General features: G+C 69.2%; 8 protein-coding genes. 4 read left to right on the top strand and 4 right to left on the bottom strand.

Annotated features, from left to right (window positions below; translation table 11 throughout):
* Positions 1-35 precede the first annotated feature (35 nt).
* Together BM417_RS22320 and BM417_RS22315 are read left to right on the top strand one after the other, a co-directional pair.
* On the top strand, positions 36-1,310 hold the full coding sequence (locus BM417_RS22320; protein WP_093598050.1) for a DNA polymerase IV: 1,275 nt from the start codon (positions 36-38) through the stop codon (positions 1,308-1,310).
* A gap of 85 nt (positions 1,311-1,395) precedes the next feature.
* Positions 1,396-2,055 carry a hypothetical protein gene (locus BM417_RS22315; RefSeq protein WP_093597487.1) on the top strand — a complete coding sequence of 220 codons (660 nt, stop codon included), beginning with the start codon at positions 1,396-1,398 and terminating at the stop codon, positions 2,053-2,055.
* A 617-nt stretch (positions 2,056-2,672) separates the two neighbouring features.
* On the opposite strand, the gene BM417_RS22310 is transcribed toward BM417_RS22315, so the two are convergent.
* Complete coding sequence (locus tag BM417_RS22310) at positions 2,673-3,773, bottom strand: hypothetical protein (protein WP_093597484.1); 1,101 nt, start codon at positions 3,771-3,773, stop codon at positions 2,673-2,675.
* Between the two features lie 18 nt (positions 3,774-3,791).
* The gene (locus tag BM417_RS22305; protein WP_093597481.1) at positions 3,792-5,297 is read right to left on the bottom strand and encodes a M48 family metalloprotease; all 1,506 of its coding nucleotides are present in this window, start codon (positions 5,295-5,297) and stop codon (positions 3,792-3,794) included.
* 268 nt (positions 5,298-5,565) lie between these two features.
* On the opposite strand from BM417_RS22305, the gene BM417_RS22300 reads away from it, so the two are divergent.
* A complete protein-coding gene (locus BM417_RS22300) occupies positions 5,566-8,721 on the top strand; it encodes a S8 family serine peptidase (RefSeq protein ID WP_245822075.1) in 3,156 nt (1,051 codons plus the stop codon).
* 42 nt (positions 8,722-8,763) lie between these two features.
* Here BM417_RS22300 and BM417_RS22295 read toward each other — a convergent pair whose 3' ends face one another.
* Positions 8,764-10,302, bottom strand: coding sequence for an alkaline phosphatase D family protein (locus tag BM417_RS22295; protein WP_245822073.1), 1,539 nt, complete (start codon positions 10,300-10,302; stop codon positions 8,764-8,766).
* Entirely contained in the window at positions 10,302-10,808 is a 507-nt protein-coding gene (locus BM417_RS46930) for a phosphoesterase (RefSeq protein WP_143138752.1), read from the bottom strand. Before BM417_RS46930 ends, BM417_RS22295 begins: the two co-directional genes overlap by 1 nt.
* 282 nt (positions 10,809-11,090) lie before the next feature.
* On the opposite strand from BM417_RS46930, the gene BM417_RS22290 reads away from it, so the two are divergent.
* Complete coding sequence (locus tag BM417_RS22290; RefSeq protein ID WP_093597478.1) at positions 11,091-11,486, top strand: DUF3040 domain-containing protein; 396 nt, start codon at positions 11,091-11,093, stop codon at positions 11,484-11,486.
* The last annotated feature ends 16 nt before the right edge of the window (positions 11,487-11,502 follow it).

The following is an 11,502-nucleotide window of genomic DNA, read 5'->3' as shown; positions in this document are numbered from 1 at the left end:
GATTCGCCTCGAACTGACGTTCGAGAGGGGTGTTCATGGGTCGCAGTGCGAACCTGCCACGCGGCCTGGTCGACCGGTTCCGTGCGCGTGACGGCGTCTGGCCTGACGACACGGGCTGTCGGATGTTGCACGTCGACATGGACGCCTTCTACGCGTCGGTGGAGATCCGCGAACGCCCTGAGCTCGCGTCCGTGCCCGTCGTGGTCGGTGGTGTCGGCGGGCGAGGTGTCGTGTGTTCCGCCAACTACCTCGCGCGTGAATACGGTGTGCGTTCCGCGATGCCCACCGCACATGCTCGCCGTTTGGCGCCTCATGCCGTGTACCTGCCGCCGCAGTTCGACATCTACCAGGAGGTCTCGCGCGGGGTCATGGCGATCTTCCGCGACATCACGCCGCTGGTGGAGCCGTTGTCCTTGGACGAGGCGTTTCTCGACGTCGGCGGTGCGCTTCGCCGGCTCGGCCTGACACCCGGTGGCGTGGGGGAGCTGATCAGGTCTCGCGTGTTCGCTGACCACGGCGTGAGTTGTTCTGTCGGTGTCGCCTCGACGAAGTTCCTCGCGAAGCTCGCGTCGGGCATGTGCAAGCCCGACGGCATGATGGTCGTGCCTGCCTCTGCTTCGCTCGAGTTCCTGCACCCGTTGCCGGTCTCCGCGCTGTGGGGCGTCGGCGCGAAAACCGCCGCGCGCCTGGAAGAACTGGGCCTCGCGACCGTCGCCGACGTCGCCGCGATGCCTCTCCCGCGCCTGCGCCGCAAGATCGGCGTGGCGCTGGCGGAGCATTTGTACGCGTTGGCCGCCGGGGTCGACGAGCGCGCGGTGGTGCCGGTGTCGCGGGAGAAGTCGATCGGCGCCGAGGAGACCTTCGAGGTCGACGTCACGGACCGCGCTCTGCTGCGCCGCGAACTGCTGCGTCTCTCGGAACGTTCGACAGGTTCGTTGCGCGCCAAGGGTCTGCTCGGCCGCACCGTGTCGATCAAAGTCCGCTTCTCCGACTTCACGACGATCACCCGCTCGCGCACGCTGCCGGTGGCGACCGACGTGACCCAGGAGGTCTACCGGATCGCCACCGAGCTGCTGGACACCCAGACCCCGCCCGGCGCGGTCCGCCTGATCGGCGTCCGAATAGAGGGTCTTGACAACGCAGACTCCGCCCAGCAACTGATCTTCGACGCCCCGGAACGCGGCTGGCGAGAAGCCGAGCAAGCCGCTGACCAGGCCCGTTCCCGCTTCGGCTCACTGGCCGTCCGCCCAGCCTCACTGCTGCGCGAAAGTCCAGAAAGGACAGCTGAGTTCGAACCGAAGCCCGAGTGATCGCGACTTGTCCACAACCTCGAAGTTGTCCACAGGTTCCCTTCACCCCAGGTTCCCGGAGCCACCCCCGGCGCACCATTGACCCATGCGCCACCCCATCGACCTGGAAGCCCTGGGCACTCTCTTCGTCCACCGAGTAGCCCCGGTCGCAGCCCTGATCCACATAGGACTGTCCTCGTCCCTGATCGACCAACGCTCCCGCCCGGGCGGCCCCTGGCAACGCCTGTTCCCGAGCATCTTCCTGCTGTCCAGGGCAGGCCCGTCCCGCGAACAACTGGTGCAGGCGGCCCTCCTCTACGCGGGCGAGGGCGCGATGCTCACCGCGTTCGACGCCCTCTACCTGCACGGCATGAGATCCGTCCTCCCGACGGCGGACGCGATCCACGTCCTGGCCCCACGCCACTCCAGAGCCTGGGGCCACGCCACCCTGCACCTGGAACGCACGGACCGCCTCCCCAAACCCGCACTACGCAGAGGCTTCCACGTGGCACCCCTGGAACGCGCCGCCGTGGACGCGATCCGCCGCACCCGCTCGATCCCGGACACCAGGGCCATCCTCGACGAGGTGGCGCACTACGTGGGCATCCAAGCCCTGCGAGCCGAACTGGCCCTGGCCCCACGCAAGGGCACCACCCTGGCCCGCACACTGCTGGGCGACTCCCCGGCCCGCCAACTGGAACTGGCCGTGATGGACCGCCGCCCACCCTCGGTCCCGCAAGCCCGAACCCCACTGCCAGTCGGCTGACCCGCACGCCCACAAGGCATCCGGGCCCGCCCAAGCCACGGCGGCGCGCTGCGCTACCTGTTCGCGCCCAGGTCGCCAACCCGCCCGGACAGTCGCCAACCCGCCTGGTCGGCCATCAGCCAGCCGACCGGCGGTTACCCACCCACCCACCAACCCGATCCGCATCAACGTTGCCGGCGGCGGCCACCAGCCATCCCCACAACCCGGCCTCCGAACGTGGCTCCGCAATGCGGCCTCCGAACGCGGCCTCGCAACGCGGCCTCCGAACGCGGTTCCGCAACCCGGCCACCGAACGCGGCCTCGCAACCCGGCTTCCGAACGCGATTCCGCAACCGGCTTCCGAACGCGGCCTCGCAACCCGTTTCCGCAACCCGTTTCCGCAACGCGGCTTCGCAACGCGGCTCCGCAACGCTGCCCCGCAACCCGGCTGGCAAGCCTGATCGTCACGCGCGGATCCGCAGACCCGCGGATCCGCAGACCCGTTCGCCAGTCAGTCGGCGAACCGCAAGGCACGGCTCCACCCCCGCGAGCGCCGGCCAACAACCCCGATCACGCCCGAACCCAGGCTAGACCCGGCCCGAACCCCCAGCCACTCCAACGAAAGGACCGAGCCATCCCTACCGAACCGGAGCCTTGACTCCCTTGCCCTTGGCCACGGCCTTGACCGCGACCCCCCGCAAGCCGAGGAACTTCAATCGAGGCTCCGAGAAGTAGTCCCAAGGCCCCGCGTCCGCCGCAGCCCCCAAAGCCCGGAACTGCCCCACGGCTTCCTCGAACCGTTGCAGCTCAAGCAAGGCGTAGATCGCATACCCGCGGTCATCCCGAAGCGCATAAGTGTCGGCACCCTCGTCCGCGAGCCGAGCCAGCAGCGCGTCCAGGGAACCCACGACCGCAGGCGACTTCCACATGTCCGGCGAGGTGCTCTCCGCCTCGTAAGCGGCGCGCATCGGGAGAGACAGGAACTTGGGCGACTTGGCCGCCGCCTCCAGGGCGAACGCCAGGGCCTCCTCGTCGGAGCCGTGCCACTTGCGGCACCAGTACTGCAGGGCCTGCGCGTGTCCGTTGTGGTGCAAGGGATCGCGCGACATCAGTTCCGCCCAGATCGCGCGGAACTCGTCGTGGTCCACCTGCAGGCCGCGGGCGAGCGTCAGCATCGTGTTCCACGGCGTCGGGTCGTCCGGCAGTACGGCGGCTGCGATGCCGGCGGCCTCGCGTGCCTCGAACAGGACGCGGTGGAAGCCCTCGAACTGTTCGCGAGTGGTCTCGGAGGAGGTGGCGCTGCCGCGGATGTCCCAGGCCAGGGCCACCAGCGACATCGCGTGCACCACGATCCAGTGCGGGTCGCCCGGGCGGGCGGTCTGCCAGGCGTCCATCCAGGTGTCGTCCTTGGCGGCGAGGTCGGCCAGGGCCCACACCACGCGCTGGCGGCGGTCCCAGTCGCCGTGGGTGGCGGTGACCAGGTCGGCGGCGTTCTCCCAGTTGCCGGCGCGGACGTCGTCCTTCACCGCGGCGAGGGCCAGGTCCTCGATCGGCGACGTGGTCGTCACCTCGGCGTCGGGGACGAGGCCGTAGCGCTCGGGGTGGGTCTTGGGCAGGACGTAGGAAGCCACCACGTCGGTGGGGAGTTCGTCGATCTCCACGCCCAGGCGCTTCGCCTCGCGCATGAGGCGGATGACGGTGATGAGTTCCTTGGGCTTGAAGAGAAGTGAGAGCACCACGGGATTTCTCCTGAACGTTCAGTGCGCGGGGCGGTAGTCGGGGGCCACACCGGCTACCGCCAGCGCGGCGCGCAGGCCTTCGGTGCTGCCGTGGTCGGCGACCGCGGCGTCCAGGTGTTCGGCCATGTCGAAGTCGTGAGAGGAGGTGACGAACGTGGTCCGTCCCAGCCAGTCGAGATCCCAGCGGGCGAGGCCCGCGTCGGAGAAGGCCAGTGCCACCAACGCGGACAGCTCGGGCAGCACTTCGCCGCGGGCCATCTCGCGGCGGGCTCGGGCGCCGGCGCCCGAGTTGCCTGGCAGGTGAGAGCCGAGGTCGGCGAGATGGCCCGCGTCCAGCGCGTCGAGCACTGTGGTCAGCGACGGGCGCTGGTTCATCTTCACCGCTGACGTCTCCAGCAGCCGCTTGGTGCCGCGCACGACGCGGGCTCGGGCGCCGATGTGGCCGAGCGTGGCCCAGTCGACGCGTTCCTTCTCGGCGGCGTCGGACACCAGGGTGCTGAGCACTGCGGCGTCCAGCAACGGCATCGGGTCGGTGAGCAGTTCCAGAGCTGGGCGGTCGCCCCAGCCCGACTCGGGTTCGAGGCCGAGCGACTCGATCGCGGCGATGCGGGCCCGCAGCGGTGGGTGTGAGTCGTACGGGCCGCGGTCCGGGTCGTGCGGGTGCTGGCGGATCTCCTCCAGTTCCTCGTGGAGTTCGGGGGAGGTGCGCAGGCGGGCGAAGCCGTCGAAGAACGTCGTGGGCAGGTAGCCGAGTTCCCACGCGACGGTCAGGTGGCGGTCGGTGAAGAGGTTCCAGGCGGCGTCGATCACCGGCAGTTCGCGCAGTGCGGACGCGGCGGCGGACGAACCGGCCAGGGTGGCGGCGAGGCGGTCGGCGGCGAACTCCTGGCGGCGGCTGATCGCCTGCGAGACAAGGAGGTACAGCTTGGCGTAGCCGCGGAACAGCTTGGCGATCATGCGCTGGAACCACTTCTCGGCGTTCATGCGGGAACCGGCGCGCAGCACGGCTTCGCGGCCTGAGACGACGAGGCCGTCGAGTCGCGTGTCCTTGTTGGCGTAGTGCCCGAGCTCGTGGGCGAGCACGGCGATGAGTTGCTTCTCTGTCAAGGAGGTGAGCAAGGGTGCACCGATGAACATCCTGCGCCTGAGCACGTGCAGGCCCAGGAAACGGGTGTCCTCGGCGACGCCGGCGTTCACCGCGGCGAGGATCCGGATCTCGTCCGGCGGACAGGTGCCCGCGTCGGCGGCCAGGCGGCGGACGAGGTCCCAGAGCGCGGGCTGCTCCTCGGGCGTGACGAGGATGCCGGGCACCTCGTCACGCGCGCGGCGCTCCAGCGAGATCAGGCCCTTGACCAGCGCGTACACCGCCGGCACGACGAACAGTGCCAGCTTCACACCCACCAGCGGCCGCTCGATCAGGGCGTAGGTCTCCAGTGCGAGCAGGCCGCCGATCAACCCGAAGGCGAGGACGTAGAAACCTACGAGCAGTGCCACCGAGATGGCAGCACGCAACGAAACACGCATGAGTAGAGCGACCTTCCCCCAAAGCCCCCGGCGCCGCCCCCAGATGACGACAGCACGAAGTGTGCACGAAAGCACGGTCACGACTCAATCCCGAAAGACGGTCGGCCCGAAACGACAGGAGGTGTGTCAACCAGCCGATCGGTCAGTCCGCGTACCTCTGCGGGATGACATCCGCACGTGCAGCTCCGGCCTTCAGATGGAGGTGGGTAACGCTCGGTGTCCCTACGGTCACTGACGCAACACCTCATCGAGCACTGGAGGTAGACCAGTGAGAGCAGGACAGCGAGGTGCCCGTCGGGGGATCACCGCGCTCGCGTTGTCGGCAGGCCTCGTCACCACGGGAACGATCGTGGGGACGGCGGCCGTCGCGCACGCGGGCGAGCAGTCATCGGGGCAGGGCGACCAGAGCGTCACGCTGATCACCGGTGACCGGGTGGAGCTGGCGGGAAACCGGGTCGTGCGGTTCGTGCCGGGTCCGGGCCGGGGCAGGCTCCCGGTGCGCACCTTCACGCGGGACGGGCATCAGCACGTGGTGCCCGCGGACGCGATCGCCTTGGTGGACAGCGGAAAGCTCGACCCGAGGTTGTTCGACGTGACGTCGTTGGCCGAGTTCGGCTACGACGACTCGCGTCGCACCACCGTCCCTGTGATCGTGCGGCCGGCGGCGGGCGCGCGATCGGGCGTCACGGCGTTGGCGGCCAAGGGATCGGTCAACGGTCTGGTGACCGGCACGGTCGAGAAGTCGGGCAGCGCCTGGGAGTCGCTGCGCGGTGGCGCGGTCGAGAAGGTGTGGCTGGACGGCGTCCGCAAGGTGTCGCTCGACCGCAGCACCAAGCAGATCGGTGCTCCGGCGGCCTGGCAGGCGGGTGTCACGGGCAAGGGCGTGAAGGTCGCGGTGCTCGACACGGGCGTCGACGAGAAGCACCCGGATCTGCAGGGCAAGCAGATCGCCGAGAAGAACTTCACCGAGTCGCCGGACAACACCGACGAGGTCGGGCACGGCACGCACGTCGCGTCGACCATCGCCAGCAAGGGCGAGCAGTACCGCGGTGTCGCGCCGGACGCCGAGATCCTCGACGGCAAGGTCTGCCAGCCCGGTGGTTGCAGTGAGTCGGCGATCCTCGGCGGCATGCAGTGGGCGGCCGAGCAGGGCGCGAGCGTCATCAACATGAGCCTGGGCGGAGGTGACACCCCGGAGATCGACCCGATCGAGGAGGCCGTCAACCGGATCTCCCAGGAGACCGGCGCGCTGTTCGTCATCGCGGCGGGCAACTCCGGGAGCCCGGAGACGATCGGCTCGCCCGGTAGCGCCGAGTCCGCGCTGACCGTTGGTGCGGTGGACCGCAACGACGGCATCGCGCCGTTCTCCAGTCGTGGGCCCGCCGCGGACGGTGCGGTGAAGCCGGACGTCACCGCGCCCGGCGTCGACATCGTGGCGGCTGAGGCCGGTACGCAGGGCCACGTCTCGATGTCCGGCACGTCGATGGCGACGCCGCACGTCGCGGGTGTCGTCGCGCTGCTCAAGCAGCAGCACCCGGACTGGACCGGCGCGCGGCTCAAGGCGACCGTCATGGCGTCGGCCAAGGCGAACCCGTCGCTGACGGCGTTCGACCAGGGCACCGGTCGCGTGGACGTGCCGAAGATGCTGGCACAGCAGGTGATCGCTGAACCGGCGAACATCAACTTCGGCGTGCAGCAGTGGCCGCACGACGACGACCAGAAGGTCGTCCGCGAGGTCACCTACCGCAACCCCGGCAAGGAACCCGTCACGCTCGACCTGAGCGTGGACGTCAAGGGACCGGACGGCAAGCCCTCGCCCGCCGGTCTGTTCGCCGTGTCTCCTGCGAAGATCACGATCCCCGCCGGTGGCGAGGCCAAGGCCACGATCACGGCTGACACCAAGGCGAACGCGCCGGACGGTGCCTACAGCGGCGCGATCGTCGCGTCGAACGGCCTGCGCACGCTCGTCAGCGTCAACCGCGAGGTCGAGAGCTACGACACCGGTGTCACGGTGCTCGGCGGCGACGGCAACCCGGCGGAGACCCACAGCACGGTCTTCGTCAACACCAAGACCGGCAAGTTCTACCCGGGACTGGCCAAGAACGTCCGCCTGCCCAAGGGCGAGTACCTCGTGGACAGCTCCGTCGTCACCCCGGACTTCAAGGTCGCGTTCCAGGTGCAGCCGAAGTTCCAGGTGACCGGCAAGGGGTCGATCACGATCGACGCGCGCAACGCCAAGCCGGTCGCGCTCAAGACCCCCGACGCCGCGGCCAAGGGCATGATCGGCACGATCGGCTACTCGACCCAGGTCGCCGGTAGGACCTTCGGCCACGGCTGGGCGTTCTTCGACGGACTGGCGGGCCAGGTGTCCACGGCTCAGATCGGGCCGGCGGCGCCGGGCTTCTCCACGACGATCGCCGAGCAGTTCCAGGGCACACCACGCGACGAGAAGACCCCGGTCAGCTATCGCCTGATGTACACCGAGAACAGCATGCCGACCGGCTACGAGCGCACCGCCAAGGCGAACGAACTCGCCGAGATGACGACGACCTTCCGCAACGCCGGTGAGGGCCGCCAGCACGGCATCGCCGTCATGCCGAACCCGGTCGACGGCAGCGGCGGCTTCGGCTGGTTCACGCGGGTGCCGGAAGGCGGCCGCGCGATCGACCTCGTCTCGACCGTGACCGGCAAGTGGAACTGGATCTACGACCGGGTCGGCCCGGACAACAACTACGAGTACACGACCGAGACGCCCACGCGTTCCTTCAAGGGCGGCAAGAAGTACTCGCAGACGTTCGGCGCCGCGATCCTCGGCCCGTCCGTCCCGTCGGCGCCCCGCTTCGGCCTCGCGAGGCTCGAGGACCAGATCGCTGTCAGCGTGCCGCTCTTCACCGACGGCAACGGTGGCGCGGGCAGGGTCAACGGTGGAACGGCGAAGACCTCGTTGTTCCACAACGGCACCAAACTCGGCGAGTCGGCCCGTCCTACCGCGATCTTCGACGTCCCGGCGGCGGAAGGCAGCTACCGGGCCGAGATGGAGCACAGCCGCGACGCGGAGCTGTCGAAGAAGGTGAGCGGCGCCTGGACCTTCAAGGCCAAGCACACCACCGACGTCACGCACCTCCCGCTCACGGTGGTCCGCTTCCTGCCGAAGCTCGACGACAAGGACACCGCGCACGGCCGTGTGCTGCTCGTCCCGTTGAAGGTCGAGCAGGCGCAGAAAACGCCGAAGGTCAAGCGCGTCACCGTCGAGGTGTCGTACGACGACGGCGCGACCTGGAAGCAGGTGCAGGTCGCCGGCGACAGGGCGATCGTGCACCACCCGAAGGACGCCAAGTTCGCCTCGCTGCGCGCCAAGACGACGGACGCGGCGGGCAACACCGGCGAGGTGACGATCATCCGCGCCTACAAGATCGCAAGCTGACCGAGGACGTGTGGGCGGGGCGAAACCCCGCCCACACGTTCGTCACGGACGCCGGTACTGCGCGGGCGAGCCGATGGTCGCCGGGTCCTCGTAGCTCCCGGCCTTCCCCCGATCGACGTGGAACGTGGTCAGGGTCGACACCGGCGACGACGCGTCCCGCCGATCCCCGATCACCTTCATGTGCGTGGTGAACCGCTGCGGCGTCACCTCGTACACGTCATAGCCGTACCTGTTGCCCTCGAAGTACTTCAGGTGCGGGTTCGCCGCCCCCATCACCGGGCCGTTCACCGCGTTCCACTCCGGCGAGTAGGCGCCGGACGTGACCGAGTGCGCGGTGAACTCCGTCCCGATCACCGGCGACGAGAGGTCGTCGAAGTCCGGCCGGATGTCGTCCACGAACGCCGAGTGCCAGTCGCCGGTCAGCACGACGAGGTCCTTCAGGCCCTCCGCGGCGACGTGGCCGAGCACCTCACGGCGTTCGGCCAGGAACCCGTCCCACTGGTCGGTGAAGTAGTAGCCGCCGCCGGTGCGGGCCAGCTGCGACAGCATGATCGAGTTGATCCACACCTGCCACGCCTCGCGGGCGCCCGAAATGCCGTCCAGCAGCCACTTCTTCTGCTCGGTGCCCAGGATCGTGCCACCGGCGAGGTTCTGCGCGGACCGGTACTGCCGCAGGTCCAGCACCGTCAGGTCGACCAGCGAGCCCCACTGGCGGTGACGATAGATCTGCGGTTCGAGAGCGCTCCCAGCACGGATCGGCAGGTGCTCGTACCAGGCCTGGTAGGCGGCGGCACGGCGCTTCACGAACGGCGCGGAGCCCTCGGTGCCGCTGTAGTCGTTGACGACCTCGTGGTCGTCCCAGGTCAGGAAGAAGGGATGGGCGGCGTGGGCGTCGCGCAACGACGGATCGCCCTTGTACAGGGCGTGGCGGCGCCGGTAGTCCGCAAGGGACAGCACCGCCGGGCCCTCGTGATCACGCACGTGCGCGCCGCCGACCTGGCCGTGTTCGTAGATGTAGTCGCCCAGGTGGACGACGAAGTCCAGGTTCTCGGCCGCGATTCCGCGATGGGCCGCGTAGAAGCCGTCGTGGAACGCCTGGCAGTTCGCCGTCGCGAACCGGACACGGGACACCGGGCCGACCGGGGCCGTGCGCGTGCGGCCGACGCGAGAACGCTTGCCGAGCGCCGAGAACTGGTAGTAGTAGGTGCGGCCGGGACGGAGACCGTGCACAGGCACGTGCACGCTGTGTCCCAACAGGTTCGACGCCGCCACGGTTCCGCACGCGACGCGCGAACGCATCGTGCGATCCAGCGCGACCGACCACTCGACCTCGACGATCTCGGGCAACGGCTGCTCGAACGCCAGCGGTTCGGGAGCGAGCCGCGTCCACAGGATCACGCTGTCCGGCAACGGGTCCCCGGACCCGACGCCCAGGGTGAACGGCGCGGGATCCCACGAGGCACCCAGATCGAGAGCGGCGGCGTGCGCCTGCGCGGGGGACAGACCGGCCGACAGCGGCCACACGGTGCCGAGAGCGCCGGCGGCGGCCGCGGCACGCAGAAGATCACGTCGGTTCAGCATCAGCGGGCCTCCACCGTGAACGAGATGTTGTCCGCATAGCCGTCGTTCGACGTACCGCCACCGGATCGGGTCATCTGCAGCGTCACGACCGCGGTCCTGCTCCCCGGCGGCACCGTGCCCCGGACGGAGCGCTCGACCAGGCCGGTGCGGCTGGAGCGCTCCTCCGCCGTCACCGGTCCGAGGACCACGAGACCGCGCGGTGTGCCGCCGGCGTCGAGGAACTCGACCGACAGCCGGGCACCGTCCTGCTGCGAGGCGTAGCCGCCGAGCCACGCCGACACGGCGAACTGAGACGGCTTCCGCGGCAATGTCACGCTCTGTCGAAGTGTGCTCAGTGGCGTGTCGCCGCCGCCGAAGAACGACGAGCCGCGCCGAGCCGGACCGGGATCACCGGGCCCCGGATACCCCTGGCCCGTGTCGTACCGCAGCACGACAGGGGCGCCCGCGACGACGAGCCAGCCGGTCAGGCCCTGCTCGGCGGCGCCGTTGACGATGAGTTCGGTCATGGCACTGATCCGAGCAAGCGGGGCTGTCCCGGACGGATCCCGAGGCCGAACGAGGTGTGAACGGAAGGCCACAAGGGGCTTGAGAGAGCCTCACGAAGGCCTCACCACTGCCCCAGGAGGATGATGGTGACAGAACAGACCGTATGAGAAGGCCGACTGGGTAGTCGCCGAGGCGCGCGGATCGTATCCTGGAAGGTGACGTCCCCAGGGTGGGTCGTCCGCCGGGTTCGGCGGAAACCGAAAACACCCGGCGCCCGCGACCGCTGTGCCGGAGGAGGAACGATGCCACTCTCCGAGCACGAGCAGCGACTGCTCGACCAGATCGAGCGCGCGCTCTACGCCGAGGACCCGAAGTTCGCATCTACCGTACGGGGCGCCAAGTTGCGGCGGCCGTCCAAGCGACGCCGTGTGCAGGGCATCGTGTTGTTCGTGGTCGGCGTGGCCGCGCTCATCACCGGCGTGATGCTCCCGCAGCTAGCGATCGCCAGCATCCCCGTGGTGAGCGTCTTCGGCTTCCTGCTCATGTTCTTCGGTGTGCTCATCACCCTGACGACACTGCGTCGCGGTGACCAGGTCGCCGAGGGAGCGCAGGAGGACGGCAAGCCCGCGCGCAGCCGCAGCTCGTTCTCCGAACGGATGGAAGAGCGCTTCCGCCGTCGCTTCGACGAAGAGCAGTAACCCACCAGATCTCAAA

This window comes from Lentzea waywayandensis (assembly GCF_900115955.1).
Classification (GTDB): Bacteria; Actinomycetota; Actinomycetes; order Mycobacteriales; family Pseudonocardiaceae; genus Lentzea; species Lentzea waywayandensis.
The sequence above is the reverse complement of the archived record's forward strand: the minus strand, read 5'-3'. Positions and strand labels throughout refer to the sequence as shown.

Coding starts and splice junctions, on each gene's coding strand:
- BM417_RS22320 (WP_093598050.1), top strand. CDS start 36: ATGGGTCGCAGTGCGAACCTGCCACGCGGCCTGGTCGACCGGTTCCGT.
- BM417_RS22315 (WP_093597487.1), top strand. CDS start 1,396: ATGCGCCACCCCATCGACCTGGAAGCCCTGGGCACTCTCTTCGTCCAC.
- BM417_RS22305 (WP_093597481.1), bottom strand. CDS start 5,297: ATGCGTGTTTCGTTGCGTGCTGCCATCTCGGTGGCACTGCTCGTAGGT.
- BM417_RS22295 (WP_245822073.1), bottom strand. CDS start 10,302: ATGCTGAACCGACGTGATCTTCTGCGTGCCGCGGCCGCCGCCGGCGCT.
- BM417_RS46930 (WP_143138752.1), bottom strand. CDS start 10,808: ATGACCGAACTCATCGTCAACGGCGCCGCCGAGCAGGGCCTGACCGGC.
- BM417_RS22290 (WP_093597478.1), top strand. CDS start 11,091: ATGCCACTCTCCGAGCACGAGCAGCGACTGCTCGACCAGATCGAGCGC.